The organism is Nocardia sp. NPDC056100, assembly GCF_042266325.1.
Classification (GTDB): Bacteria; Actinomycetota; Actinomycetes; order Mycobacteriales; family Mycobacteriaceae; genus Nocardia.
In genome coordinates, this window is the sequence record NZ_JBHJVY010000002.1 from 1184498 (window position 1) to 1210780 (window position 26283).

The 26283-nt window shown below is 65.8% G+C and carries 25 protein-coding genes; 17 read left to right on the plus strand and 8 right to left on the minus strand.

Annotation, left to right across the window (positions count from 1 at the left end; translation table 11 throughout):
- Positions 1–247 precede the first annotated feature (247 nt).
- Complete coding sequence (locus ACFC0O_RS17580) at positions 248–433, plus strand: hypothetical protein (RefSeq protein ID WP_364650722.1); 186 nt, start codon at positions 248–250, stop codon at positions 431–433.
- 108 nt (positions 434–541) lie between these two features.
- Here the strand turns inward: ACFC0O_RS17580 and ACFC0O_RS17585 are convergent, their stop codons facing one another.
- The gene (locus tag ACFC0O_RS17585) at positions 542–868 is read right to left on the minus strand and encodes a hypothetical protein (protein WP_375958948.1); all 327 of its coding nucleotides are present in this window, start codon (positions 866–868) and stop codon (positions 542–544) included.
- 177 nt (positions 869–1045) lie between these two features.
- Between ACFC0O_RS17585 and ACFC0O_RS17590 the strand changes: the two genes are divergently transcribed.
- Both ACFC0O_RS17590 and ACFC0O_RS17595 read left to right on the plus strand, forming a co-directional pair.
- A complete protein-coding gene (locus ACFC0O_RS17590; protein ID WP_375958950.1) occupies positions 1046–2389 on the plus strand; it encodes a hypothetical protein in 1344 nt (447 codons plus the stop codon).
- Between the two features lie 121 nt (positions 2390–2510).
- Positions 2511–2846 carry a hypothetical protein gene (locus ACFC0O_RS17595; protein ID WP_364650713.1) on the plus strand — a complete coding sequence of 112 codons (336 nt, stop codon included), beginning with the start codon at positions 2511–2513 and terminating at the stop codon, positions 2844–2846.
- A 46-nt stretch (positions 2847–2892) separates the two neighbouring features.
- Here the strand turns inward: ACFC0O_RS17595 and ACFC0O_RS17600 are convergent, their stop codons facing one another.
- Complete coding sequence (locus ACFC0O_RS17600) at positions 2893–3165, minus strand: hypothetical protein (RefSeq protein ID WP_375958952.1); 273 nt, start codon at positions 3163–3165, stop codon at positions 2893–2895.
- Entirely contained in the window at positions 3162–3713 is a 552-nt protein-coding gene (locus ACFC0O_RS17605) for an RNA polymerase sigma factor (RefSeq protein ID WP_364650707.1), read from the minus strand. Before ACFC0O_RS17605 ends, ACFC0O_RS17600 begins: the two co-directional genes overlap by 4 nt.
- 273 nt (positions 3714–3986) lie before the next feature.
- Between ACFC0O_RS17605 and ACFC0O_RS17610 the strand changes: the two genes are divergently transcribed.
- Positions 3987–4241, plus strand: a complete 255-nt coding sequence (locus ACFC0O_RS17610) for a hypothetical protein (protein WP_375958954.1) — start codon at positions 3987–3989, stop codon at positions 4239–4241.
- Between the two features lie 74 nt (positions 4242–4315).
- Here ACFC0O_RS17610 and ACFC0O_RS17615 read toward each other — a convergent pair whose 3' ends face one another.
- Both ACFC0O_RS17615 and ACFC0O_RS17620 read right to left on the minus strand, forming a co-directional pair.
- Positions 4316–5722, minus strand: coding sequence for a lipase family protein (locus ACFC0O_RS17615; RefSeq protein WP_375958956.1), 1407 nt, complete (start codon positions 5720–5722; stop codon positions 4316–4318).
- 91 nt (positions 5723–5813) lie between these two features.
- Positions 5814–7862 (minus strand): CocE/NonD family hydrolase, encoded by a 2049-nt coding sequence (locus tag ACFC0O_RS17620; RefSeq protein WP_375958958.1) that lies wholly within the window; start codon positions 7860–7862, stop codon positions 5814–5816.
- A gap of 360 nt (positions 7863–8222) precedes the next feature.
- Here ACFC0O_RS17620 and ACFC0O_RS17625 point away from each other — a divergent pair, with 360 nt between their 5' ends.
- Positions 8223–9281: an AraC family transcriptional regulator gene (locus ACFC0O_RS17625; RefSeq protein WP_375958959.1), complete on the plus strand. Its 1059-nt coding sequence runs from the start codon at positions 8223–8225 to the stop codon at positions 9279–9281.
- On the opposite strand, the gene ACFC0O_RS17630 is transcribed toward ACFC0O_RS17625, so the two are convergent.
- Positions 9270–10238 (minus strand): AraC family transcriptional regulator, encoded by a 969-nt coding sequence (locus ACFC0O_RS17630; RefSeq protein ID WP_375958961.1) that lies wholly within the window; start codon positions 10236–10238, stop codon positions 9270–9272. The genes ACFC0O_RS17625 and ACFC0O_RS17630 overlap by 12 nt on opposite strands.
- Before the next feature lie 369 nt (positions 10239–10607).
- Here ACFC0O_RS17630 and ACFC0O_RS17635 point away from each other — a divergent pair, with 369 nt between their 5' ends.
- Positions 10608–11690, plus strand: coding sequence for a LysR family transcriptional regulator (locus ACFC0O_RS17635; RefSeq protein WP_375958963.1), 1083 nt, complete (start codon positions 10608–10610; stop codon positions 11688–11690).
- Here ACFC0O_RS17635 and ACFC0O_RS17640 read toward each other — a convergent pair.
- On the minus strand, positions 11661–12377 hold the full coding sequence (locus ACFC0O_RS17640) for a SigB/SigF/SigG family RNA polymerase sigma factor (RefSeq protein WP_375958965.1): 717 nt from the start codon (positions 12375–12377) through the stop codon (positions 11661–11663). The genes ACFC0O_RS17635 and ACFC0O_RS17640 overlap by 30 nt on opposite strands.
- Before the next feature lie 235 nt (positions 12378–12612).
- On the opposite strand from ACFC0O_RS17640, the gene ACFC0O_RS17645 reads away from it, so the two are divergent.
- From ACFC0O_RS17645 to ACFC0O_RS17695, 11 genes are all read left to right on the plus strand, one after another.
- A complete protein-coding gene (locus ACFC0O_RS17645) occupies positions 12613–13131 on the plus strand; it encodes a nuclear transport factor 2 family protein (RefSeq protein ID WP_375958967.1) in 519 nt (172 codons plus the stop codon).
- 85 nt (positions 13132–13216) lie between these two features.
- Positions 13217–14623 (plus strand): hypothetical protein, encoded by a 1407-nt coding sequence (locus ACFC0O_RS17650; protein ID WP_375958969.1) that lies wholly within the window; start codon positions 13217–13219, stop codon positions 14621–14623.
- A 230-nt stretch (positions 14624–14853) separates the two neighbouring features.
- Complete coding sequence (locus ACFC0O_RS17655) at positions 14854–16023, plus strand: zinc-binding dehydrogenase (protein ID WP_375958971.1); 1170 nt, start codon at positions 14854–14856, stop codon at positions 16021–16023.
- Between the two features lie 24 nt (positions 16024–16047).
- On the plus strand, positions 16048–17274 hold the full coding sequence (locus ACFC0O_RS17660) for a PucR family transcriptional regulator (RefSeq protein WP_375958973.1): 1227 nt from the start codon (positions 16048–16050) through the stop codon (positions 17272–17274).
- Between the two features lie 134 nt (positions 17275–17408).
- Positions 17409–18914 (plus strand): flavin-containing monooxygenase, encoded by a 1506-nt coding sequence (locus ACFC0O_RS17665; RefSeq protein ID WP_375960754.1) that lies wholly within the window; start codon positions 17409–17411, stop codon positions 18912–18914.
- Complete coding sequence (locus ACFC0O_RS17670) at positions 18907–19821, plus strand: alpha/beta fold hydrolase (RefSeq protein WP_375958975.1); 915 nt, start codon at positions 18907–18909, stop codon at positions 19819–19821. Before ACFC0O_RS17665 ends, ACFC0O_RS17670 begins: the two co-directional genes overlap by 8 nt.
- On the plus strand, positions 19818–21236 hold the full coding sequence (locus ACFC0O_RS17675) for a flavin monoamine oxidase family protein (RefSeq protein ID WP_375958977.1): 1419 nt from the start codon (positions 19818–19820) through the stop codon (positions 21234–21236). Before ACFC0O_RS17670 ends, ACFC0O_RS17675 begins: the two co-directional genes overlap by 4 nt.
- Positions 21221–21925 (plus strand): transporter, encoded by a 705-nt coding sequence (locus ACFC0O_RS17680; RefSeq protein ID WP_375958979.1) that lies wholly within the window; start codon positions 21221–21223, stop codon positions 21923–21925. The genes ACFC0O_RS17675 and ACFC0O_RS17680 overlap by 16 nt, the downstream gene beginning before the upstream one ends.
- Positions 21922–22707 (plus strand): CPBP family intramembrane glutamic endopeptidase, encoded by a 786-nt coding sequence (locus ACFC0O_RS17685; protein WP_375958981.1) that lies wholly within the window; start codon positions 21922–21924, stop codon positions 22705–22707. The genes ACFC0O_RS17680 and ACFC0O_RS17685 overlap by 4 nt, the downstream gene beginning before the upstream one ends.
- Positions 22708–22824: 117 nt before the next feature.
- A complete protein-coding gene (locus ACFC0O_RS17690; protein WP_375958983.1) occupies positions 22825–23811 on the plus strand; it encodes an acyl-CoA thioesterase in 987 nt (328 codons plus the stop codon).
- A gap of 49 nt (positions 23812–23860) precedes the next feature.
- On the plus strand, positions 23861–24466 hold the full coding sequence (locus tag ACFC0O_RS17695; protein ID WP_375958985.1) for a DNA-binding response regulator: 606 nt from the start codon (positions 23861–23863) through the stop codon (positions 24464–24466).
- On the opposite strand, the gene ACFC0O_RS17700 is transcribed toward ACFC0O_RS17695, so the two are convergent.
- A complete protein-coding gene (locus tag ACFC0O_RS17700; RefSeq protein WP_375958987.1) occupies positions 24435–26258 on the minus strand; it encodes a sensor histidine kinase in 1824 nt (607 codons plus the stop codon). The two genes, ACFC0O_RS17695 and ACFC0O_RS17700, sit on opposite strands and share 32 nt — an antisense overlap.
- Between the last annotated feature and the right edge of the window lie 25 nt (positions 26259–26283).

Sequence of the window (26283 nt, forward strand, 5' to 3'; positions counted from 1 at the left end):
GTGCGGGGACGCGCGCAACGCGGTCTCGCAGCGAAACCGGCATGGCCACAGACGATTACATCAATTCATCACCACTCCGAAGACAGACACGCAGAATTTATGCGATACTCGAATCGCACGTGACATTCCGTGCACGGGGAAAATGCACGCGGGGTCGCCGACCCACAGGCGGCCGTTCAACATGCGCTTTCATATCTTCCGACCCATATCGATACCGGGATCGATTCTCGCAATCAGGAGAGCCGATATGCAGACACCGGCATACACGCGCGGCTATCGCGAGGGCTATCGGGCAGGTTTCAAGGACGGCGACGCCGAACTGCCCAGGGCTTTCACTGCCGCAACACAATTGGCAGGTAATGGCGACTACCGGCAGGGCCAGTGGGACGGATACGACCGAGGTTACGAATCCGCGCTCACCGCGCGCAAGTAGTCCGGCCGCATCCACGCTACGCAACCGTCAGCACTGCGTAGCGCCCACCTGAAGTAGAGACACGGTGCCACCTCGACCAGCACGGGTGGCACTGTGCCACAGCGGCGCTTACGCCGGGATGGTGTCGCCGGGGAAGCCGTGGCACAGGTGTACCTCGGGGATCAGCATTCCGGCTTGGACGCAGGGATCTTCGGCTATGAGCTTCGTGGCTTCGTCCACCGAGACAGTCAGGATCGCGACGCCCGCGACGGTGTCGGAGGCCACCGGGCACAGGACGGCGATTATGCCGTCGGCGCGGAGGGAGACCATACGGCGCTGGTGTTCGAGTTCTATTGCGTTGGCACCGTCCATTGTTCGGTTCGGACCCCAGTGCAGCAGCACCAGACTGTACGGTCTCGCCGTCGCGGCCACGGCTTGAATCTCTTCATCGGTCACCGTTGGTTTCATAACCCCACATGATGCTCTTGCCGCGGAGATATGACCGGGTATCGGCGCGTCGCGAGCGACTTGCCTTGTGCGGGGTCGGATTTCGGGGCGAGCGCTTGACCTGGGCGTGGGGACCGCCGGACGATCGAAGCCCAGCATGGTCGGCGAGGATGAAGCGAGATGCCGATGAGTACAACCAGTTTGAACAGTGGGAATCTGCTGCCCGCGGCGGGGGTGAACAAGGGGTCCGCGGTGGATATGGGGGGATATCTACGGGTTGGAGACTATTTCTTCAAACAGGGCCCGTTGAACGGGTTCTATGCGGTGCTGCAGGCCAACGGGGACCTGCGGTTCTACTACGCCAAGCCAGGGGCGACCGGGGGCGCATATGCCGATATCGATCCGAATCAGCCCTACTATTCGGTGGTCGGGGATGCCGGGGCGGCGCATATCGACAAGAGTTGGAAGTTCAATCCCGCGCAGACCAACGGGCAGTACTTCGCCACCATTCAAAATGATGGCAACTTCGTCATCTATCGGGGCACCGGGCCCTCGGACAACCACGGACCCTGTTGGGCCACGAACACGTGGCAGAAGGGCGCCGGGCCGAAATACTGGGCGGTGTTCGCGCCGGATGGGAACCTACAGATCGGTTCGGCTCCGGAAGGAGTGGTTCCGGACAATGGATTCAATCCCGCGTTCATCACGTGGCAGTCGGCGCAGAGCTATCAGGCGCAGCGGGTCACCAGCGGTCACAGTTTGCAAGCCGGGCAATGGATTTCGCGCGGCATCGTATTGCCTTCCGCCAATGGGAAATACGGGATCACGCTGACCGAGACCGGCACGTTCGCGCTGGTGTGCGGCACTCAGCCGGGTAATCCGATCCAGGGTGGGACGCAGCAGTACTGGAGCAACAAGATCACCAAACCGGCGTTCCCCTGCTTCGCGATCATGCAGACCGATGGCAATCTGTGCGTCTACAAGGGCACCGATCCGGGCCACAATCAGGGCTTGTACTGGGCGATTTCGGGCAAGGCTCGCGCGCAGGGCAGCTACGTGGCCAACCTCGACGACAACGGAACCCTCGCGGTTTTCTCCGGCAACGATCCGAACACCACCGCGGCAGCGCTGTGGAACAACGCCGCAACCGCGAATCCCACCGACAACGTGCTGACCATCCTTTCCGGTAACAACCAGACCGTGCACGGTGGCGGCATCGGCCACGACTGGGTGCCCACCGCACCGCTCTCGGTCAAGTACGGCAAGGGAAATGGCGTGCCCTTCGCGGGCGTCAAAGTCTATTTCTCGCCGTACAACCCGCAGGGCCAGGCGATGCGGATCTCCTTCGACGGCAACTCCGAGCAGGCGTACGCGAACTACACCACCGATAACACCGGCACCGCCACCACGCCGAAGGTCTATGTCTTCATCCTCGACCAGTCCGGCACCACCTTCGATATCCGCGCGGCCATCGGTGACTACAACGGAAACCCACACGTGGACTTCATCATTCACGGTCTCGACCCGTAACGACCGCGAGGCCGAGGTCCAGCCCGGACTGTGCATGTGCACGGTCTCGGCGTAATCGCCGCACCTGCGGGTCGTCCGCGGCTCACGATCGGTGCACTGCCGGAAAACTCAGGAGTGCACCATGATTCGCAGGATCGCGGCCGCGGCGGCCATCAGCGCCGCGCTCATCGGAACCGGAGCCGGACTCGCGCAGGCCGAAACCCCCACGCCCGAACCGGTTGCCGCGGGCCAGACGCAGGCGCTGGTCGGCGAGCAGGTCGGCACCGTGGTGGGGACCGTGGTCGGGGTGGGCGTGGGCGCGGTGCTGGGCGGCGCGTTCGCCTGTGCGGTCACCGCGCCCGTCTGCCCGGTCGGCACGATCGTCGGGGTCGGGATCGGCGGCGTGGTGGGCGGAGCCATCGGAGCCACCGTCGGCGCGAGCGCCGGCGCGGCCCTCGGGGCACAGATCCCGGCCTGAACCGACGCCGAACGCCTTTCACCGCCGGCTCCCTACACGCCGACGCTCACCGGATGACCAGACTGCATGAGTCGCCGGTGCAGTCTCGACGCAGGCGACCGCCGGAGATCGTCTGCGCCAAGCCGATCAGCCAGCACATCGGGCAGCCGCGCAGGGCCACCAGCCCGACCGGCAGCAGCAGGAGCGCGCCGAGACCGAGAAGCGGTGTCAGCGCGAGTGATCCGAGGAGCGAGCCGAATCCGATGAGGCCACGCACCAGGTGTGCCGAGAGGGATCGGCTGGCGAAGGACGGCTCGCCCGACCGGACCGGAGCGCTCATCGCGGTGCCTCCGCACTCGGGAAATCGAGTGCGGAACGCACCGCCGCGCGCGCCCGATGCAACCGGGATTTCATTGCCGCCGTACTCAATCCGACCGCATCGGCCACCGTCCCGCCCGGCAATCCCTGCACATCACGCATGATCAGCACCCGGCGTTGATCGGGCGGCAACGCCGCGATGGCGGCTGCCACCCGCTCCACCTCGAGCCGAGCCAGCACATCGTCCTCGGCCGAGGAGACGCACAACTCGACCTCGGGTTCACCGCGCCGCGCCAAATCCGCCACCCGCCGCAGACATTCATTGCGCACGATCCGGAACATCCACGAGGCCAGCGCTCCCGTCGCCCGCAGAGTTCCGATCTTGCGGTACAGCACGATCAACGCTTCCTGCGCCGCGTCCTCGGCATCCTGACTACTCGCGCACAGCGAGAACGCGAACCGCCGCACATGGGGATGCGCCCCCGACACCAGTGCCGCGATCGACGCCTCATCCCCTTCCCGGGCGGCCGCGACCACCTGCTCCCCCGGCCATGCGCCGTACCTAGCCACGCGCCCGCCTCCTTCGCACCAACACCACGCAACTACACACCGATACGGCCGCGATCACCACGGCGACGATCCCTATGGTCATGAGTTCCCTTCCTCGATGCGCGCCCGGGTGGACGCACACCCATAAGAGCGCTCAACCGCAGAAAGGATTCACCATTGGGAGCCCCTGCCCCCGAGCCCCGGACCCGACTTCGATAGGGTCATCCCATGACATTCGTATTGCGTTCTGCCGCAAGCGCTCTCGCGCTCACTGCGGTATCCTTCGCTGCTCCAATGGCATCGGCCCTGCCCACCGGCTCATTCGGAGCGGGCGACGGCCGCCAGGTCGTGATCGTCGACAACACCCTGGAGCTGAGCGATCTCAACTCCTGCTGGGCCAGCGGATTCCCCCGCGACATCCGCTTCGACAACCGCAGCTCCCGCAACCTGCTGGTCTTCGGCACCAAGGACTGCACCGGCGACCCCATCGCCACCGTCCCCGGAGGCACCTCGGGCACCTACTGGGGTTGGTCGGCCGTCGGAGCCTAGCCCGACAACGTTCACGCGGCCCCCGGCATCTGCTGCCGGGGGCCGCGCTCGTCGGAGGCGAACGTTGCCGAAAGCTATTGGCCGAGAGACTGACTCAGTAGTACGCGTGCCAGACTCTGGGTGAATGCGGGGAGTTGGGTGGACCAGGAGCCGTCGGTGAAGGTGGAGGGGACGGTGGTGGTTTGGCAGGTGGGTGGGTTCGGGTTGTCGGAGTTCATGGCGCGGTCCAGCCAGGTGAAGGAGCCGCCGACGCTGGTGAGGGCTTCGATGCTGTGGTCGCTGATGAGGTCGGGGAGGTCGTCGCGGACATAACTCACTGACGCATCGGCCGCGCAGTAGCGGGCGACCAGGGCATCGACCTTCGCTATCGGGCTTACCTCGTCGTTTACGGCGTTCACGATGTACATCGGTGTGGTGGGGGCGGCGGTGCCGCGGGCTCGGTCGGCGATGGTCGCGTGGATTACCGGGTCCGAGAGCACTTGGTCCAGTGGCACGGTCAGCAGGTCCGAGGCGTTGATGAAGAGGTTTTTCGAGACTGTGGCGGAGACGCATTCGCGGCCGGCGGCGGCGAGGATCGCGCGGGCTCCCGGCTTCAGGTAGCGGTCGAGGGCGGCGGAGAATTCCGGGGAGTCGTACATGACTGCGGCGACGCCGACGGCGATGAGGCCGCCCGAGATGCGGCCGCTGACCGATCGCATTGCCGCGGCGAGGTCCGGGATCGGCGCGCCGAGTACGGCACCCACGATGTTGAGTTCCGGCGCGTAGGACGGGTGTAGTTCTGCGGCCCAACTGGTTCCGATACCGCCGCCGGAGTATCCGGTCAGCGCGGTGCGGGTGGCGGCACCGTCGAGGCCGAGCGGGCTGAAGTTCTCGGCGGCTCGAATCCCGTCCAGCACGGTGTATCCCATGACGCGGGGTGTGAGGAAGCGGTTGTCGATGCCGCCCGGGTCGGGAATCGATACCGTCCAGCCGCGATCCAGCGCGATCGCGGCTTCGAGCGCTTCGCTCGGTGGCGGGGAGGCAAGATCCCCGGCGGTCATGGCGTAGGAGGGCATGCAGTTGCGCTGGATGGAGTCGTAGGCCGCCTGCACCGAGAGCAATCGGGCAGGGCCGGAACGGGTTTCGGGACTCAGCACCGTGGTGACCGCGGCGTACGGGTTGCCGTCGGCGTCGGTGGTGCGGTACAGCAGCTGCCAGGCGTTCACCGCCAGCGGCAGCGACGGGAGGGCGGCGCGGACCGGGCGGCTGGCGAGAATGGTTCCGGGCGTGGTGGATTCATAACCCGCGGGCGGATCGTAGAAGGTGTCGGCCGGAGCGGACTGTGCCGCAACGGGATCGGGTGCGTCGTCGGCCGAGGCGGCCGGAAGCCCGGCCAGCACGCAGGTTCCGGTCAACGCCAGAGCGCCGGTGAGCGCGGACAACCGCAGCAGGGATGAAACATGGTGCCGTGGGCGCGCATCGGTGATGTGGTGAGTGGTCATCATTCTTCCGGGTGATTCGAGCACGGACGAAAGCCCTCGACGCCGCGCATACCCCATGCGATGCGCGGTGCCGAGGAGGTGGTGGGGGCCGCTACGGGATATCGGCGCTGAGCGGGATATTCACCCAGCTGGGCTCGGCCGGATCCAGTCGCAGATGCTGCGGTGCGAGCTTGCTGTCGACCAGAATCGGCATGGGCGGCAAGCCCTTCGGGAAATTGCTGGCGTAGACGTCCACGCGCAGGCGATGCCCGGGTTGCAGGACCGCGTCGGTGGGGTCGATCGCGATATCGAGGACCAGCGGCTCGCCCGGGGTCACGGTTTGGCGCTTGTCGACGTCGAGGAAGTAGACGGGCCGAGTGAAGTCGCCGTTGTCCGTTCTGATGCTGCGGGATTCGTCGATCTGACGCAGCGAGGCGACCAGCTGACCCGAGCTGATCTCGCGCGAACGACCGTCCGGGGACACGTCATTCACGGTGACGACCCAGTAGCCGTCGGGTTGATCGAGCACCGTGTTCAGATGCGCGCTGATGGCCCCGGAGATGACCGTCGGTTCGGCGACCGGGCCGCTGGTGAAGCTCAAGCCGTTGTTCTCCCAGATCCGCGAGTCCTCACCGCAGGCCATGACGATGGACGGGACGCCCGCCAGAATGCGCGCGGTATCGCGGGAGCACACGCCGAGAATTCCGGGCGCGACGGTCAAATCATTGACCGCGCCCTGTCGCGGAGTGCCCGAAAGTCCGCCGTCATACAGCGAATTCGCGGTGCCGGAGCGCTGATCGTCGAGATACATACGGCGGTAACCATTTCCGGCCTGCGGATAGGTGTCCGAGGAGATCCATCCCCCACCCTGCTGCATCAGCGTGAGCGGACTGTATCGGTCGATCCCGTTGTCGATTCCCTTGAGCCACTTGTCGAACCACGCACGCTGGAGCACATCCAGGCGCGGCGGCATCCCCGGATCGCCGAATCCCTTGATACCCGCGCCCGCGTGAAAGCCCTCACCGACGACAAGCTTCTTGCGGTCCGCGGCCTGCGGTATGGCCCGATAGGTGTCGGTCGGTGTGCTGCCGAACAGATCCCACCAACCGCTGACCATGAAGCTCGGTGCGGTGACATTCCGACTGTCCGCCTTGAGCCCCCGGCGCACGTCGGACTCCGGGTCGAACAGATCGCGGGTCTTGGGCATGAGCTGGCCGGTATTCATCGCGGTGAACGCGTTGGCGACCACATCCACCATCGTCAACGGGTCGGCGAGCCTGTCCTGCAACCACTTCAGCTGCTGTTCCGGATCGAACTTGCCCGCGATGACCGACTCCACATCGGGGGCGAATTTTGCCAGGTTCACCACCATCGGCCAGAACGCGGCGAACCCGAATCCGACCGCGCCGCCCGGTGCCACGATGTCATCGACGAGGTCCCCGCTGCCGATATAGGTGAAGACCGCCTTGATCGCCGGATTGCCGCGATCGGCCGAGCGCAGTGCCGCGATACCGGTCGCCGACGTGCCCTTGACCCCGACACTGCCGTCGCTCCACGGCTGCTTGGTGATCCAGTCGATCACCTCGGCGGCGTCCTGCCGCTCCTTGTCCCCGAACATCTGCCACTTGCCCTGGGACGTCCCGGTGCCGCGAATGTCCACGTGCACCATGTTGTATCCGGCTTTGACCAGGTCATAGTTGTGCAGGAAGGTCTGCAGCGCCCCCGACCGCAGCTGCTGGCTGAGATCGGTGAGTCCCTCGAGCCCGGATCCGGCGGGCGCGCCGATCGATCCGATCCACGGCAGCAGCACATTCTCCACCCCGGGCACCTGCAACAGCACCGAGGCCAGGTTGATCGCGATCTTGCTGTAGGTCTCGAATTCCACGATCGTCGGCAGTTTGGCGTCCACCGGCTGCCCGGTGTTCCCGGGCCGGGTGACATCGAGTTTGATCACCGTTCCGTCGCTCAGGGTGACCGGCTCGGCCAGGTCCGGGTAGATCTGCGCGTACGGTTGCGGGCCGTCGACCGCGGCGGTCCACGCGGCGGCGTACTGCCCGCCGTCGATCCCGGTGAATTCGGGATCGGCGGCCGAGATCGGCTGGACGAACAGGGTCACCGCGGCGATGCCGATGACCGCCACGCTCGCTTTTCGAGCGAACAATCTTGCCCCCACCCTCGATTTCATATCGCTCCACATTCATTCGAGTCATCCGAAACGTCAATGTTTTTCAGAGTTCGGACGCATTAGCCGATTACGAGTTACCAGCGGGTAGGGACTGTAATGCGGCCCACATCGGCCGAGCAACCTGCACATGTCCCATTCCCCCGCTGAAACCCCAGCTCAGAGCGATGTACATGGCCTTTTATCCCACGGCGACAATATTTTTCGCCGTGTCGGTGGCAGAATATGTTAATTGCATTGGGAGTTCACGGCCGCAGCGCGGGATATTGCGGTGAATCGACGCTCTGCATTAACGTCCGTAGTCGCGAATAACCGACATCGGGAAAGGCGAGCCATCACATGGTGACCACGGCACGAGCCGCCGGCCTGCGGGACTATCCGGCATTGGCCGATGAGTTGGGCGGCGATGGCGCGGCCCTGCTCGGCCGTTTCGGCATCACCGTCGCCGCGGTCACCAACGACGAGGCGATCATCCCCGCCGAATCGATCGGGTGGGCGCTCGAAGCCGCTGCGACAGAACTGAATTGCCCCGACTTCGGCCTGCGACTGGCCGCCCGGCAGGACATCGACGTGCTGGGACCGCTGGCGGTCGCGGTGGCCAATGCCGCCACCGTCGGCGACGCGCTGGAGTTCGCCTCCCGCTTCGTGTTCACGCATAACGGCGGTATTTCCGTCGGCTTGATCGAGGATCCGGAAGGCGAGCCCGAGGCCATCGGGTTGGAATATCGCGATACCGCCGCCGCGACCGGCTTCGCACAGGGCGCGGGATTGTCGGCGGGCACGATTCACAAGGTCCTGCGGCAGGTGGCGGGTGAGGACTATGGCCTGCTCTCGATCCATCTGCCGCATCCGCCGGTGGCGCCGAAGTCGCTCTACATCGAATACTTCGGCGCGCCAGTGGTTTTCGACTCGCCGTACGTCGTCTTCCGGATACCCGCCGAGATGCTCGCCCGCCCCATCGCGGGCAGCAACCACACCCTGCGCACCATCTCGGTCGACTACCTGAACAGGAACTTCTCCGATCAGGATCACACGATGAGCGCCCGCGTCCGCGTCGCGATCGAACAGCTGATCACCACCGCCAAACCCGATATCGCGACCGTGGCCCGCATGCTGATCATGCATGAGCGCACCTTGCAACGCGCCCTGGCCGCGGAGGGCACTACCTTCAACGATGTCCTCGATGGCACCCGCCGCGACACCGTCTACCGCCTGCTGCGCGAGACCGATCTGCCGATGAGCCAGATCACCGCGCTCGCCGGCCTACGCGAACAATCCGCGTTGACCCGGGTGGTGCGCCGCTGGTTCGGCGTCACACCCCAGCAGATCCGCAATTCCGCACGCGCGCAACATGGTTCACCCACCGGAATTCGCGTGCAACCGGTCTCACGCGAGTAGTCGCGGGCCGGTATCGCCCACCACTCCCCCGCGGAATTGGCTCGGCGTGGTGTCGAAACGCCGGCGGAACGCCTTGTTGAAGCTGCTGGCCGAACCGAACCCCAGATCCGAGGCGATATCGGCGATACCGCACCGCCGGTAGGCGGGGCTGCGCAGGCGCTCGCACGCCACGTGCAGGCGTTCTTCTCGAATGATTTCGCTCGGTGTGGTGCCAATGGCGTTGAACGCCAATTGAATCTGCCGCAGCGACCAGCCGAGCGCGGCCGCGACGCACGCGCCGGTGAGGTCTGGATCGCCGACGTGCGCGCGAATATACCGGCGAGCGGCCGCTGCTACATCTGCAAGCGGAGTGGTCGAGGCCGCCGGATCGCCGAGGATCTGCATGCACAGCAGATCCACCAAACGTTCGGAGACACTGTCGAATTCGCGGTCGGTGAGGGTGGCGCGCTCGGTGTACAGGCCACCGACGATCCCGGCGGAAACGCGCCCGAGCCCGGTGGTGAGATCGAGCGGGCCGAGCGGCGGCGCGACGCGGTTGAGGCGATGCCGCACCTGCTCGCGCGGAATGTTGATGATCACCCCGCGCGTCGCCTCGGACATGGACAGCGCGAAGGGCTGGTCGATGGCCACCAGCAGCATTGCCGACGGGGTGAGAATTCCGTGCCCGTCGTCGGACCCGAAGGCCAGCTGCCCGGTGAAGGGAATGATCAGCCGATAGTTGTCATCGGGATCGGCGCGGATGAGTTTGCGGGTGCGCAGGTAGGTGACGGCATCGGATTCCCAGCCGATCAACTGATAGGAATCGGTGCGCCGCAGTTGGCTACTGCCCTGGAAATCGGTGCGGCTGGGAAACCGGTAGCCGAGTCGGCACTGGTACATATCGATCACGTGCGCCCAATAGTCGGCCCGCTCACGTGGATCCACGGCATCGGTCGTGGCCGAGTCGGCAATAGCCACTGTGTTCATCGGTACCGTCTCTCGGTTCGGCGACCATCGGTGCCTGATCGTCAATCCAATTCGAGGTCAGAGTGTACGACCGAACCCGCGCGGACCGCAGCCCGGCCACGATCGGCCATTCCGCGCCCTGCGCATTCGGACAATGGCCGTGCGCTCACGGACAAGCGGGCACGTACGGCCGATCGATACCGTCCGAATAGCTGACTCCTGGATCACCGGGTGTGGCCGACGGTATCGACCCCGTTCACCCGGACGCGGACGGGCAGCAAGGAGTTCATATGCGCGCAATCGCGACCGGCGACGAACCGGCCGCAGGTGCCGACCCACTTCTGTTGCCCCGCAGTGAAATAGACCGAATGGGGGAATCCAATGAGCCTTCCGATCCGCCAATCGACCCGGTGCCCGCGCACACCGCTATGTACTTCGTTCTCGTCCCAGGGGCGGCGCGTTTCGGATTCATCTCATCGCTGTGGGGCTGACCACGGGTTATCCATCGCCAGCGATCGCACCGGGAGTACGACCATCGAGCGGTACGAAATCGAAACTTTTCTCGCCCTGGCGGAAGAATTGCACTTCCGGCGGGCCTCCGAACGATTGGGGTTGTCCACCGGCCGGGTCAGCCAGACGGTCAAACGGCTCGAACGTCGTGTCGGTGTGCCACTATTCGATCGCACCAGCAGGCAGGTGGCTCTCACCGCGACCGGACAGCGGCTCCGTGATGACCTGCAGCCCGCATACGAGAGCGTGCAACGGGCGGTGGCGCGGGCGATCGAATTCGGTCGCGGCATCACGTGCACCCTGCACATCGGATACTCCACGCCGTGGGTGGCCGATCTGCTCGGGCCCGCCGCAGACGCGTTCCGGGTGCAGCGGCCCGACTGCGAGATCACGATTCACGAAGTGCAGGTGGGGAATCCGCTCGGCGGACTCCGCTCGGGCGATCTCGATCTGCAGATCAGCGAATTCCCGGTCCACGAAACGGGTCTCGCGATCGGGCCGGTGGTCCTGACCGAGCCGCGCGCGCTCATGGTCCCGGCGCGGCATCCGCTCGCGCGACGCGACACCGTATCGCTGGAGGATCTCGCCGACGTCCCGCTCGTATCGATTCACGGTGCGGTGCCGGGCTATTGGCTCGACGCCCATCTGCCCTTGCACACACCGTCGGGGCGACCGATTCCGCAGGGGCCGACCGCCACCTATTGGACGGAGATCCCCACCCTCGTCGCGGCCGGTCGTGGCGTCTCGCCGGTGGCAGCGTGCGCCCGCCTCTACTACTCCCGCCCCGGCATCGCGTTCGTGCCGTTCCGGGACGCTCCGCCGATCGAGTACGGCCTGCTCCGGCCGATCGGCAGGGATTCGGCCCCGCTGCGCACATTCATCACCATGCTGCTCGAAGTGGCTGCGGCGCACCGTGAGACCGGCTCAGGCGGCTTGCAGGCATTGGGCGCGTAATTCGCCCAGTACCTTGGCCAGGATTCGCGAGACCTGCATCTGGGAGATGCCGAATGATTTCGCGATCTCGGACTGGGTCTTGTCCTGCCCGTAGCGCATGACCAGGATCGAGCGTTCGCGCGCGGGCAGCGCCGCCAGCAGCGGACCGGCGGTCAGGGAGTCCTCCATCAGCGCGTATCCGGCGTCGACGTCGCCGAGGGTGTCCGCCGGGGAGTAGCCGGAGCTGTCCTCGCTGACGGTGAGCATCGCGTCCAGCGAGGACGCGGTATGGCTGTTGCGGGCGACCAATGCCTGGGTGACCTCGAGCAGATCCACCCCGAGGTGCTCGGCGATCTCGCGCGCTCGCGGCTCGCGTTCGAGCCGCTGCGCCAGCTCCGGAATCACCTTGGTCAGCTGCTGCTGCAACTCCTTGGTTCGCCGCGGCACACGCACCGCCCAGGTGCTGTCGCGGAAGTACCGCTTGACCTCACCCATCACCGTCGGCACCGCGAATCCCAGGAAGGTGGACCCGTGCTGCGGATCGAACCGATCCACCGCCAGCACCACGCCCATCGTCGCGACCTGGGTCAGATCCTCGAGCTCCACCCCGCGCCCGGCATACCGGCGAGCCACATGCGCCCCCAACGGCATAGCGGCGGTGATGATTTCGTCGCGCAATCGAGCCCGCGCGGGGTCCTGCGGGTCCATAGCCGCGAGCTCGTGGAACCGGGGCTCGAGATTGTCGTATGAATCGCCGCCCGTCGCTGTGTGGGAAGTGTGTGCGGATCGTGCTGCGTATTCAGTTGACATATCAATCCCTTGTGGAGGGGTCGCCCGGAACAGACTGGGTACCTCCAGCACTTACCCGGTTTCGACGAGTCGAAACGATCATGATCCACATCCGGCACGGCGTTATCCGCGCCTGGGCGATAGCGTCACGAGCGTGAGTGAAGATGGGACAACCGAAGTCGAGCAGTTGCGTGCGCGGGTGGCGCGGATCGAAGCCGTCGAGGCGATCAAGGCGCTCAAGCACCGGTATTGGCGCGCGTGCGATGCCAAGAATCCGCAGGCTTTCCGCGACTGCTTCATCGCCGAGGGCGCGTCGATCGATTTCGGAACGCTGGGCCGATTCGATGACGCCGACGGGATCGTCAAGATCTTCGAATCCATTGCGCTGCACCAGGTTGACGGGAAGCCAGTGATACTCGACATGCATCACGGCATGCTGCCCGACATCACCCTCACCTCCGGGACGTCCGCGAACGGCGTCTGGACACTGCGGTTCCGGCAGGTCAATCTGATCGACAGAACCGAGAGCGTTTCCGCGGGCGAGTACGACGACGAGTATGTCATCGAGAACGGCACGTGGAAGATGTCCAAATCGCACTTCCGGACGTTCTGGACGATTACCCGGCCGCTCACGCCGGACACGGTCATCACCGTCGCGAACAACGCTCCCTGAGCGATCGGGTCGCATCGACGCAGGGGTCGGGCCGTGCTGCCCACCACTGGGAAGCGACGGTATGGCAGGTAGAAACACTGCGGTGATGCGTTTTCGGACCACGACCGCCGCCGACTCCGGGCATGCCGAATTCACGGTGATCGTGCGAGAGCCGGTGCCCGACACCGCCACGGTGCGGTCCATACTGGATTGGTTGCGCGACGCGGTTCTCGGTGGGCAGTGGATCGAACCGCGGCAGGTGTTCAGCATCGCCGGTCGGATGGTGCGGGTCATCGCGCGCGAGGATGGCACCCTCGGGCTCGAGGAAGAGGTCACGCCCGGGGTGTGGTCCGAACAGGTCGACGAGATCATCACCGATCTGCGTCATCAGGAGACCGTCTGCGCCAGACTCGAATTGGCGATGTTCGACGGCAGTGTCGCCGGAACGGATATGGTGGCGCTCCGTCCATGCGTGCGTACTACGGGCACACTCGGGTTCCGCCGACATGGGGGCACCCCGGATCAAGGCATGTCGGGCTGGTTCCTGGTCTGCCTGGACGAGCACGACCATGAGCCGGTGGGTTACTCCTCGCTCCGACATGTGTTGGCGGAGTGGCCGTATCTACGTCAGTTCCTGGCGCTGCCGCCGGACACCACCGTGGTCCTGGAACCGTCGGTCATATTGGCGGGCAGCGTCTTGGCCACCGTGGTGCGCGACGGCGTGGACATCACTCACGGCGGTATCTGGTTCGGGCCGCAAAGAGCACCGTTGTCCATGGCGCGGGCACGGCGCGGGCTCGGGAGTTTCGGAGATGGGCTGACCCGCACCATGATCGGTGAGCAGCTGGGACTACCCGATGTGGTCGCCCGGGTCGCTCTGACCTCGACGGAAGAATCCGGGGCGTGGTGGGTGGCGTGGGCGCTCGACGACATCCAGGACGCGATCGCCGACGGCACCCGATTCACCGCCGGGCAGACCGTGCGGTCCGGCTGGCGCACGTTGCGGCTGGTCGAACGGCCCGATGGGCTGCTGGGCCTCGAGGAACGCGTCACCGGCGACCACTGGGTCGAACAGGTCGATCAGACGCTGCGCGAGTCGTGGACACAGCGGCAGGTGACCTCGGGACTGGGTTTGGAGGCCGGTATCGACTTTCCCGCCGACACCCAGTTGGCCGCCGTCGCCGACTGCGTGGATGAGACGGTGTCCGCGCTGATGCTCTCGCGCGATTCGCTCGACGACTCGATGCACTCGGGCTGGACGGTGACCTGCGCACGTTCGCATGACCATGGCGTCCTGCGAACCCGCACCCTGTGGGACCTGGCCGAGTCACTGCCCTTCGTCACCGCGTTCTTGGCGCTGCCCGCACCGATATCGGTGCGCATCGACACCGCTCGCGACACCGACCCCACCGCCATTCGCGCACGAGTCCTGTTGTGGGACAGGGAACTTCTGCCCGAACCCGGTTCCTACACCGCCGAACTGCTGGGTACCGAGGACCTATTGGGAGCGTAACGGGCTGTGAAATCCTCAGCGTAGGTCGTCCAGCGCCTCGGTGAGGCCGGCTGACGAGGGTGCTATCTGCACCACCCGCGTGCCCTATCAGGAGCACCGAGGTGTGGCGGGCCGGTGGCGATCGCGGGCACAGTGGCGGCACGTCCGAGACGACTGTGCCCGCGCGTGTGCGTGCCGTGCGCGAATGACGTTGCTGTGCAGTCGTTCACCGCCTCACGCTAGGAAAACCCATGCGACCACAGCAGATTCCGGATTCGCGAGCCACTCGCATCAGCGCCGTCGTGCTCGATGAGCACGGGAGTGTGGGGGTGCGGGATCTCGAGCTCGCGCCGCCCGGCCCCGGCGAAGTGCGGGTGCGCATCGCGGCGGCCGGGGTGTGCCACTCCGATCTGCACGTCCTCACCGGCGCGTGGCGGATCCCCCGGCCCGTGGTGCTGGGCCATGAGGGGTCCGGGGTGGTAACCGCGCTCGGGGACGGCGTGGACGAGTTGGAGATCGGCGACCACGTGGTGCTCTCGTGGGTGCCCGGTTGTGGCGGCTGCCGCAGTTGCCGGGCGGGGCGACCCGCCCAATGTGCGCTGGTGGCAACGGTTGTCGCGCCCGGCGGCGTGCTGTACGACGGCACCACCCGGCTGTCGGAGGCGGGGAGCTCGGTCCACCACTACCTCGGGGTGTCCTCGTTCGCGGAGGAAGCCGTGGTTCCGGTGTCGGGGGCGATCAAGATTCGCAAGGACGCTCCGCTCGAGGATATCGCGATCATCGGCTGCGCGATCGCGACGGGCGTCGGCGCGGTGCGCAATACCGCGGCGGTCCGGCCCGAGTCCACGGTCGCCGTAATCGGTTGCGGCGGTGTCGGTCTGGCATGTGTGCAGGCCGCTCGCCTGGCCGGGGCGAGTCGCGTGGTGGCGGTGGATGTCGTCGCCGGGAAACTCGAGCTGGCCACGGCGCTCGGCGCGACCGATACGGTGAACGCCGCCGCATCCGATGCGGTCGCCGCGCTGCGCTCGATCGAACCCGACGGCTACGACTACGTCTTCGACGCCATCGGCAAGATCAGCACCACCGAACAGGCCATCGCGGCTTTGGGGCTCGGCGGTGCGGCGGTAATCGTCGGGCTGCCCGCCCAGGGTGAGCGGGCCCGGTTCGATCCGCTCGCGCTGGCCGAGGCCGATCAGCGCATTCTCGGCTGCAACTACGGTTCCTCCATCCCGCACCGGGACATCCCCGCGCTGGTGGATGAGGTCATGGCGGGTCGCCTCGATCTCGCATCCATGATCTCGGCCCGCCGCCCGCTCTCCGACGCCGCCGCGGCACTCGCGGATCTGGCCGCCGGGCACGCGCTGCGACAGCTGCTGATACCCGGTCACGCGGCTAATCGTCGCGTATCAGCCACCGGATGAGCACAAATGGTGCACAGTGCACACATGGAGGAGTTGTGGCCCGCACCCGATGAACGTGTGCGCGCCATGCTGCGCACGGTCGCGGAACAGGTGCTGCCCGCCTCGGACGAACTGGCCGATGAGGTGTTCACCGCGGCCCAACTCGGCACGCCGTTCCGGTTCATCGTTGAGGATCCGGTGCTGGCGGCCGGTGATCGGCGCATGAGCCGGGCATATCTGCTGCACTGGCTCACCGCGACCATCCAGGAACCCGGACGGCGCGTACCGCCGTGCGTGGATCCCGAAACCCTGCGATTCGGAAGGGATTTGGCGCGGCGCGGCATGGATATCGGCGACCTCGGTTCATGGCGCGGGGGCCAGCGCGTCGCATGGCGGCGCTGGGTCGACGCCTGTTTCGCCGCGACCGAGGATCATGACCTGCTGCGCCGGGTCATCGAGGTGTCGGGCCATTCCATGACCACTTTCGTCGATGATTCGATCGCGGCCCTGGCCGCGCATATCGAGGCCGAACGAAACGATCTCGCGCGCAGCGCGAACGCCGAACGCCAGGCGACCGTACAGCTGTTGCTCGAGGGTGCGCCGATCAGTCGTGCGCGCGCAGAGTCCAAGCTCGGATACGCCCTGACCGGAGACCATGTGGCAGCGGTCATCTGGGTCGATGCCGAGCAGGACGCGGGCGCGCTCGAACAGGCCGCCGACCAGGTGATGCGAGCGTGCGGGGCGGACCGCCGGCTGACCCTGGTCGCCAGTACCGCCGCACAGTGGTTGTGGTTTCCCACCGGGACGGCTCCCCAGGCTGATGCGCTACGGCCGCAGTTGGGCGAATTGTCCAGGGTGCGAGTGGCTTTGGGTCGTCCGGGCCGCGATATCGAGGGATTTCGCCGCACTCACCTCGATGCCATCACCGCCCAGCGGGTGCTGGCGCGGCTGGGCTCCGAGCGCCGGATCGTGCGGTACGAGGACGTCCAGCTGGTCGCGGCGCTCTCGGCGGATATGTCCCAGGCCGAGCAGTTCGTGGCCGACAGTCTCGGTGATCTCGCCGCCGCCGACGCGGTCCTGCGCGAGACGGTGCTGACCTATGTGCGCGAGAGGTTCAACGCGACCAGCACCGCGGAACGCATGTTCACGCACCGCAATACGATCGAGCGCCGCCTCACCCGCGCGGATCGGTTACTGCCGCAACCCCTGGTCGACAACGCGGTCAACGTGGTCGCCGCGCTGATGTATCTGCAATTGCGCGAGGGGCGCTGACCCGCACCGGTCCAGGTGCAACCTGCACCGGTCTCGGTCACATGTCGGGGCATGACGCCGTAGTGGCGGACATCCGTTCGGGAGCAGGGTGGGTCATCGCCTAACCGAGCGGATAAGGGGTGAATGCGGTGAACATGTCGATCGTCGACGAGGAGTTCGACGTTGTGATCATCGGCGCGGGAATTTCGGGTATCGGCGCCGCCCGGTACGTCACGACGGCATTCCCGGGCAAGCGCGTGGTGGTGCTGGAGAGCCGGGACGATATCGGCGGGACGTGGGATCTGTTCCGCTATCCCGGAATTCGATCCGATTCGGATCTGCACACCTTCGGGTACGAGTTCAAACCGTGGAAGGACCGGGCGGCGATCGCCGACGCTCCGCTCATTCGCGACTACCTGCGCGAGACCGTGGATGAGAACGGGTTGTCCCGGCTGATTCGACTGCGGCACAGGGTGATCGCCGCCGAGTGGTCGACGGCCGACGCGGCCTGGACATTGCGAGTGCGGATCGGCGATACCGCCGAACATCGGCTGATCAAGACGAACTGGGTCTTCGCCGCCACCGGTTACTACCGCTACGACGAGGGCTTCACCCCCGACTTTCCCGGACGTGAGGACTTCGCGGGCGTCGTCATCCATCCGCAGCACTGGCCCGAGGGCTACGACTACTCCGGCCGGAACGTGGTGGTGATCGGTAGCGGGGCCACCGCCATAACCCTTGTCCCGTCGATGGTTTCGGGGCCCGGCGCGGCATCGCATGTGACGATGCTCCAGCGCACGCCCACCTATGTGATGTCGCTGCCCCGGGTCGACACGGTCGCGCTGGCACTGACCAAACTGTTCGGCGAGCGGCGCGGGTACGCACTGACGCGATTCAAGAACATCTGGCTCGATCGCGGTGTCGTCAAAGGTATGCGCACGTTCCCGCGTGTCGGGCGCGCGTTGATCCGTCGCGTCAACAAACGGTTGCTGCCAACGGGTTTCGATGTGGATACGCATTTCAATCCGCCGTACGAACCCTGGGACCAGCGTTTGTGTCTGGCTCCCGATGGGGACTTCTTCGCGGCGATCCGCCGGGGCGACGCATCGGTCGTGACCGACAGGATCGCGCGATTCACCGAATCCGGGATACTGCTGGAGTCCGGTCGCGAGCTGCCCGCCGATGTCATCGTCACGGCCACCGGGCTGAATATGCAGCTGTTCGGCGGAATGGAACTGCGCGTCGACGGAAGCCCGGTCGATCTGTCGGAGACGATCGCCTACCGGGGCATGCTGCTGTCGGGGGTTCCGAACCTGGCGATGGCGGTCGGCTATACGACCTCGTCGTGGACCTTGAAGATCAGCCTGATGTGCCGGTACTTCTGCGATCTGCTCGCGCACATGGACTCTCACGGCTACGACACGGCGGTCGCGGTGGCCGAGCCCGGTATGGCAACGCGGCCGGTGCTCGATCTGAGCGCAGGTTACGTATTGCGCGCCCAGCACACGATTCCACGTCAAGGGACCGAATTGCCCTGGCGCATGGGTCTTTCCTATCCGGAGGACGCCAAACTGCTGCGCGGCGCACTGTTCGACAAAAGTCTGCATTTCTCGCGCATTGCCGAAACCTCCGGTGTCACAACGGAATCCAGCCATGTTTGAACCGATCACGACATCGCGGGACCGATTCACCGGACCGCGCGACGGGATTCGACTCTGCTACCGCCTCGACGGTCGTCGCGAGCACCCGCCGATTCTGCTGCTCGGGGGTCTCGGCGAGGATCTCACCACCTGGTCGCGACATTTCGTGTCCGCGCTCACGGCACGCGGATTTCTTGTTGTCCGCGTGGACAATCGCGATAGCGGAAAGTCCACGTTCGTCTCCGCACCCGCGCCCGGAAATCTTCGTCTGCTGTGCGGCCGCCCGCGGCGCGACGCCTACACGCTCTCCGATATCGCCGCCGATTGTGCCCGGCTGCTCGACCATCTCGGTATCGAACGGGCGCATATCGCCGGGCGGTCCATGGGCGGCATGATCGCGCAAACCATCGCCGCCCAATTTCCCAGTCGCACAAGGTCATTGACTTCGTTGTATTCCACGACCGGTCGTCCCGGAGTGGGCCGGGCCTCGCTCGGCACGACGATGTTGCTCGCAGCCGCTCCGCCCCGGACACGGCAGCAGGCCGTGCGCGCGCACCTGCAACTCACCGCGCATCTGGCAGGCGCGGCCTACCCCATCGATGACGCGGCCGAGACCGCGCATGCGATCAGCACCTGGGACAGAACCGCCGGCGACGCCGCTGCGGGCATGCGGCGGCAAGTACAGGCGATTCGCGCCTCGGGTGACCGCACCGCCGAACTGCGCACGATCACCGCGCCCACGCTCATCATCAACGGCGATCGCGATCCACTGATCCACCCTTCGGGCGGAATCGCCACCGCCGCCGCCATTTCCGGCTCACGTCACCTGGTCATTCCCGGAATGGGCCACCACATACCCGATTCGCTCGCCGATCGCATCGTTCACGAGATCAGCGCGCACGCCTCCAACGAAAGGACTCCCCGATGACCGAAGAGAAGATCGTCGATGTCGTTGTCGTCGGCGCCGGTGTCTCCGGACTGACCGCGGCTCGGCGGCTGCGGCAGGCCGGGCATTCGGTGCTGGTACTCGAAGCCAATGACAGGGTCGGCGGGCGCACCCTCAATCTCGATGTCGCACCGGGCATTATCACCGAGGCGGGCGGGCAGTGGGTCGGCCCGGGGCAGGACCGCGTGCTGGCGCTGCTCGACGAACTCGGGCTGCCCACCTTCAAGACCTATGTCGAGGGCAAGTCGATCTACCTGCGCAAGGGCCGGACCAAACTGTTCCGCGGCACCATCCCACCGCTGAATCCGCTCGTGCTGGCCGATTACGCGCAAATGCAGCTGCGCCTGGAGCGCATGGCGAAAACCGTTCCACTCGAGGCGCCTTGGACAGCTCCGAACGCACGCCGTTGGGACAGCACAACTTTCGGGCAGTGGATCGACGCGAACTCGCTCACCAAGGAGGTCCGGCTGCTGTTCAAACTGGCCTTCACCGTCACCGACGGCGAGGACCTGCACAGCACCTCGCTGCTGGTGCAACTCACCCGCATCGCAGGCTGCGGCGGGATCGACCACCTGGTCAATATCACCGGCGGTGCACAGGAATCGCGGGTTGTCGGTGGTACGCAGCTGATTTCGCTGCGCATGGCCGAGGAACTCGGGGACCTGGTCGTGCTCGACTCTCCGGTATCGGAGATCCGCCAGCAGGATTCGGGCGTGCTGGTGTCCTCGGCGCGCGTGAACGTCCGCGCCGAGCAGGTCATCGTCGCGATGGCTCCCTCGGACGCGAATCGCATCCACTTCTCCCCCGATCTGCCCACGCGCCGGGCCATGTTGCAACGCCGGTGGTGCAACGGCACCGAGAGCAAGCTCTTCGCGATCTATGACCGGCCCTTCTGGCGGGACAAGGGTTTCAGCGGCCAAGCCATCACCGATCTGCCGGTCGCCAACTACGTCGTCGACAACTCACCGCCCGATGCGAGCGTCGGCATCCTGCTCACCTTCCTCGGCACCGCCGGATCGGGGTACGGCCTGCACTGGAGCGATGAGATTCTCGACGATCCCGAGGCCCGCCGGACCGCGTTCCTGGCGGATCTGTGCACGCTGTTCGGTCCCGAGGCCGCGAACCCGACGGCATATCTGGAGAAGGACTGGACGCACGAGCCGTGGATCAGCGGTTGCGTCAGTTCGCGCCCGCCGGGCGTGATCACCCAGTACACCGATGCCGATCGCCGACCGGTCGGGCGTATCCACTGGGCGGGCACCGAGACCGCGACCATCAATCAGGGGTATATCGACGGTGCGGTCAGCGCCGGTGAGCGGGCGGCCCAGCAGGCCGGTCACGCGCTCGCTCATATCCCCTCGTCCGTTCGAAAGCAGTCATCATGGACCTCCGCATAGCGCTGCTGGTCGTCGCCGATCTCGCGATGGTCTACGCCGGGTTCGTCTACGGCACTCGTTTCATCAGGAATTTCGGCAATTACCTGCTCGGCCTGGAATGGCTGGTCGTCGCGATCTCGGGCAGCAATGTGGTGGTGCTCGGTGCGACGGGCATTCACCACGACAGTGGCAGCTACCACCTGATGCTGTTCTTCGACGCGTTCTCCCGCTCGGTCGGCCTCACACTGATCCTGGTGCTCGGACTGATGACCGTCACGCACCGGTATCGACCCCCGCTCTCGGTGGACATCGGGGTGTTCGCGCTCGCGATCGTCGCCGGATTCCTCCTATCGCGGCTGCATCAGCCGATCCCCTTCGGCTGGGCCGTGTTCTACATCGTGGTCAACCTCCTCACCACGATCTATCTGCTCTACTTCGCACTCCGACTGTGGTCGATAAACGCACGCGCCCAAGCGATTTGGGCGCTCATAGCGACAATCCTGGGCACCGTGGTCGCTGTCGTCTACGACCTGGTCCACATCCCCGGTGATGATGCCGACCACATGCTGTTCTATATCGGAGCTCTCGCCACCTGGGCATTGCAACTGACCGTGTACTACTACGGCTACCGCGCCCTCCACGCAGCGAATGGCGAGCAAGCGCGAAATGTCCGACTTGACGGGGTGAACGCGACTACTTTTGGCTCATGAGCGCGCCCCGCACGCAGACTTCGGCCGTCGGCACTGGCCGGAGCCTGTCGTACCCCATGTTTGCTGTCATCGTCGTCGTGTATCTCGCCCTCATCCAGGGCGGCGGGATCCTCATGAAGCACCTCACCGGGGAGGACGATTTCCTGTCCACCCGGGCGGTGTTCTACTGCATGATCATTCCGCTCGGTGTGGCGCTGGCGTTCACGTACGCGGTGATCGGCTACCTCGGCTGGCTGCGGCCGGTTTTGCGTGATGACCGGCCTACGCAATCGTGGGTGCGCGTGGTGCCGATCGTGTTCCTGGTCGCCATCGCCGGGGGCATCGCCTACAGCGCGCTCTCGCAGAAGGGCTGGCTGTATGTCGTTGTGCTGCTTATCGCCACGCAGTTCGTGGGGTGGGGTGAGGAGGGGATGTTCCGCGGTATCGGGGTGGTGATGCTGCGCGAGCACGGGCTCACCGAAGGCCGGGTCGCGCTCTGGTCGAGTGTGATCTTCGGCGCGGTGCACCTGACCAATGCCATCAGCCATGGAGCGTCGGCGTTGCCGCAGGCGATCATGGTCAGCCTCGCGGGGTACTTCTTCTACTTGATCCGGCGGGTCACCCGCGGCAATGCCGCGAACTCGATCATCCACGGGCTCTTCGATTTCACGCTGCTGTCCGGGACCGCGATCCTGGCTGAGCAAACCTTCTACGCGGGCACGCTGCTGCCGATCCTGGTCTACCCGTTGCTCGCGATCATCCTGCTGATCAAGCGCCGCCATATCGAACCGGCCGTCAGCTGAGCCGAGCGCCTGGGAATACCGCTACTCGCCCGTAAACCCAGCGAAGCCCTATCGTGCTGCGGGACAACGCGGTCGAGCAAGCGCGTACGCGACAGGTGCTACCGAACGGATCCGACGGTGACCAGCTCAATCCATCGACTTCTCGTCAAACCCGACGATGCGGGCATTGCCGGGCCCGTGGACGGCGGCCGTCTGCTGGAGTGGATCGACAAGGTCGGCTATGCGGCGGCCGCGCAGTGGAGCGGGCGGTACTGCGTGACCGCCTATGTCGGCAATATCCATCTCGACCGCCCGATCGCGGTGGGCGAACTGGTTGAGCTGCATGCGAATCTGGTGCACACCGGGCGCACCAGCATGCACATTCTGGTGACCGTCTACTCGACCGATCCGACCCGGGCCAAGCCGATCCAGACCACGCAATGCCTGATGATCTTCGTCGCGATGGACGACCACCGCCACGCCGTCGAAGTCCCGCAATGGGTTCCGACGACCATCCTCGAACAGCAGCGCAGTCGCCAAGCGCGCGAACGCATCTCGGTGCGCCGCCGGATCGAGGAGGCGATGAGCGCCCAGCGCTACACGAGCGCGGGCACCGCGCCGGACGCCACCCTGCGGTTCCTCGCAGCGCCCTCGGATATCAACTGGGGTGGCCGGGTGCACGGCGGGCGGACCATGGGCTGGATCGACGAGGCCGCCTATGTCTGCGGTGCGGGATGGGCCGGACAGCACGTGATCACCTCGTATTTCGGCGGTATCCGCTTCTACCGCCCGATCGCAATCGGTCATGTGGTCGAAGTGACCGCGCGGCTGATCCACACCGGCCCGCGCAGCATGCACATGAGCGTGCACGTCACCTCCACCGACACCTTCTCCGATCAGCCCACCCTCGCCGCCCACGGACTCGCGGTCGTCGTGGCGCTGGCCGAGGACGGAAAAGCCCGGCCGATTCGCCCCTGGGAACCGGTGTCCGGTGAAGACCGGGCACTCGACGAACACGCCCGGCAATTGATCGAATTCCGCGCGGAAGCCACACCTTTCACACTGGCGGGAGCCGTGCCACCGGACGCCGAACCCAGCTATCTGCGCGTACCGGTTCTCTCGTAGCCCTGTGCCCTGCGGAATCACCGCGAACGCGGTCGGGAATGATGCAACGGTGATTCGTGTATTGGTAGCCGAGGACATGCGCATCCTGCGGGAGGCGCTGATCGGTTTGCTGTCCCTCGAGCAGGACATCGAGGTGGTGGCCGGGGTGGAAACCGGCGACGCGGTTGTCCCCGCAGTGCTGGCACACCGGCCCGACGTGGCGATACTCGATATCGAATTGCCCGGGATCGACGGGTTGGAAGCCGCGGCGCTGCTGCGCGATCGGGTGCCCTCGTGCCGGGTGCTCATCCTCACCGGCGTGGGCCGACCCGGCAATCTGCGCCGGGGTATCGCCGCGCAGGTGGCCGGATTCATGCTGAAGGATGCCCGCCCGCAGGAACTCATCGACGCGATCCGCACGGTGGCAGGCGGCGGGCGGGTGCTGGATCCGCAGCTCGCGTACGCGACGCTCGATGTGGCCGACAGCCCGTTGACCGAACGCGAGACCGATGTGCTGCGCGAACTGGCCACCGGTGCGTCACCGCGCGAGGTCGCGGCCACTTTGCATCTGGGTTATGGAACGGTGCGCAACTATTTGGCCGCCGCGGTGACCAAACTCGATGCCCGCAATCGCGTGGACGCGATCAAACTCGCGACAGCCGCGGGCTGGCTGTGACCGGTCCGGCCGCCGACTCCATCACCTGAGGGAGCGTGGCGGTGAGCGTGAACAGGCCCGAATCCCTTTCTGTCACAAGGACTCCCCCGCAATCGGTGAGCCGGGAAGACATATTGGACAAGCCGGTGCCCTGACGTCCGGGCACTTCCTTGCCGAGTGGCACGCGATTATTCGTGACAACCAGCCGCATCGAATTCGCATCGACGATCACGTGGATCGAAGCCAGATCCGCCTCGGAGTGACGCACGATATTGGTCACCGCCTCCCGCAGGACGATGGCCAGGACTCGACTGTCCGGCGGGGTGGGGGCAACGTCCACATTCACCTCGGCCCCCGTTGCCTCCAGAACCGAACGGGCGGTGGCGATCTCCTCGGCCAGGGACAGCTCGGCGGGTCCGCGGGTGATCGATCGGACTTCCTGTAACGCCTGGTCGGCCAGCTGTGCCAACTCGAGTAAGGCTTCGGCGGAATCCTCCGGGCGGCGGGCGGCCAATTCGGCTTTGAGGGTGATCGCCGACAGGGTCTGCCCGAGCAGATCGTGGACATCGCGGGCCATGCGAAGCCGTTCGGCGACAACAGCCATCCGAAGCGCCTGCGCCCTGGTCCGATACAGCTCCCGATTCACCTCCGGGATACGGCACAGCACATAGACGTAAACGGCCGCCACCACCGAGGTCACGCTCCAATAGATGCGCCACCCGAAATGAATGCCGTGCCACTGGAACGTCCACGCGGCCACCAGCGTGCAGGCCACGATCAACGCCCACGCCCAGGCCGTCCGGATTCGAACCACCACCGCACCGAACATCAGGAAGAACGGTGCGATCGTCGACGCCGCAGGCCACGACGGGAGCACCAGCGCGAGCACGACGATCACCGCGTGCAGTGCGAGCGTCCAGTGCCAAGCCCTGGGCTCGGCATCGGATTCCCGGGGTGCGCCGTGATGCAGCTGGAGCGCGCCCGAGACGATCATCAGTGCGGTGATCAGTGCGAAACCGCGCCAATCGACATGGAGCTGGGTGAGATTGGCCAAGGGCATCGCACTGCAATTGAGCAGTAGGAACAGCAGAAACCACCAGGCGAACCGAGCCTGCGAGGGCTGCTGCGCGGTATCCGCGGGCGCGGGTATCGCGGCGCGCTGCGCGTCCGCGACCGATCGAACGGTACCGAGCGCCGATCTGCTCGACTCGGCGATTCGAATCAGATCCGCGCGGCCGGGTGCCCGCCGGATCTCCCGAATGATCGCACCGAGTTCCGCGCCGAGGGTCTGATGCAACCGTGCCGCCGTGTCCAGCTGTTCGGTGGTCACGGCCATGGCGGCCACTCGCTCGCGTTCACGAGCCGTGCGCTCCAACTGCCGGACCAGATATACCGCCGCGAAGAAGGTGAAACCCACATTGAGATCGACGACGGTGGTGGTGACCGCGGAAAACGCACTGTCCAGCAGTAGATTCCACGTGGTCTCGGCGATCAGCACCGCACCGAACAACGGCCAGGCCAGACGCGGCCGCAGCGTGAGTACGATGCCCGCCCCGAGCAGACCCGCGACCGGCCCCCACACCGTGCCGAGCCACGGATAGGGCGCGAACACCAATATCGCCTGCACACACAGCAATAGCTTGGGATGCCAGCGCCCGATGCTGATCAGCCCTTGCAGCACGACGATCGCCACCAGGACAGCGGACCCGACGAGGGTGAATCGCGATGCCCCACTGATCAGTTCGCCGATCCGAGCCACCAGCTGCCCGGCGAGCATGACCGCGACAAGTATCCATCCGGGCTGTCGGCCCACCGCTCGCCTCCAGAACCAGCCGTAA

Bases quoted from the DNA above. Each gene is read 5' to 3' on its own strand.
- ACFC0O_RS17580 (WP_364650722.1), top strand. From the start codon at position 248: ATGCAGACACCGGCATACACGCGCGGCTATCGCGAGGGCTATCGGGCA.
- ACFC0O_RS17590 (WP_375958950.1), top strand. From the start codon at position 1,046: ATGAGTACAACCAGTTTGAACAGTGGGAATCTGCTGCCCGCGGCGGGG.
- ACFC0O_RS17595 (WP_364650713.1), top strand. From the start codon at position 2,511: ATGATTCGCAGGATCGCGGCCGCGGCGGCCATCAGCGCCGCGCTCATC.
- ACFC0O_RS17600 (WP_375958952.1), bottom strand. From the start codon at position 3,165: ATGAGCGCTCCGGTCCGGTCGGGCGAGCCGTCCTTCGCCAGCCGATCC.
- ACFC0O_RS17610 (WP_375958954.1), top strand. From the start codon at position 3,987: ATGGCATCGGCCCTGCCCACCGGCTCATTCGGAGCGGGCGACGGCCGC.
- ACFC0O_RS17615 (WP_375958956.1), bottom strand. From the start codon at position 5,722: ATGACCACTCACCACATCACCGATGCGCGCCCACGGCACCATGTTTCA.
- ACFC0O_RS17625 (WP_375958959.1), top strand. From the start codon at position 8,223: ATGGTGACCACGGCACGAGCCGCCGGCCTGCGGGACTATCCGGCATTG.
- ACFC0O_RS17635 (WP_375958963.1), top strand. From the start codon at position 10,608: ATGAGCCTTCCGATCCGCCAATCGACCCGGTGCCCGCGCACACCGCTA.
- ACFC0O_RS17640 (WP_375958965.1), bottom strand. From the start codon at position 12,377: ATGGACCCGCAGGACCCCGCGCGGGCTCGATTGCGCGACGAAATCATC.
- ACFC0O_RS17650 (WP_375958969.1), top strand. From the start codon at position 13,217: ATGCGTTTTCGGACCACGACCGCCGCCGACTCCGGGCATGCCGAATTC.
- ACFC0O_RS17655 (WP_375958971.1), top strand. From the start codon at position 14,854: ATGCGACCACAGCAGATTCCGGATTCGCGAGCCACTCGCATCAGCGCC.
- ACFC0O_RS17660 (WP_375958973.1), top strand. From the start codon at position 16,048: ATGGAGGAGTTGTGGCCCGCACCCGATGAACGTGTGCGCGCCATGCTG.
- ACFC0O_RS17665 (WP_375960754.1), top strand. From the start codon at position 17,409: ATGTCGATCGTCGACGAGGAGTTCGACGTTGTGATCATCGGCGCGGGA.
- ACFC0O_RS17670 (WP_375958975.1), top strand. From the start codon at position 18,907: ATGTTTGAACCGATCACGACATCGCGGGACCGATTCACCGGACCGCGC.
- ACFC0O_RS17675 (WP_375958977.1), top strand. From the start codon at position 19,818: ATGACCGAAGAGAAGATCGTCGATGTCGTTGTCGTCGGCGCCGGTGTC.
- ACFC0O_RS17680 (WP_375958979.1), top strand. From the start codon at position 21,221: ATGGACCTCCGCATAGCGCTGCTGGTCGTCGCCGATCTCGCGATGGTC.
- ACFC0O_RS17685 (WP_375958981.1), top strand. From the start codon at position 21,922: ATGAGCGCGCCCCGCACGCAGACTTCGGCCGTCGGCACTGGCCGGAGC.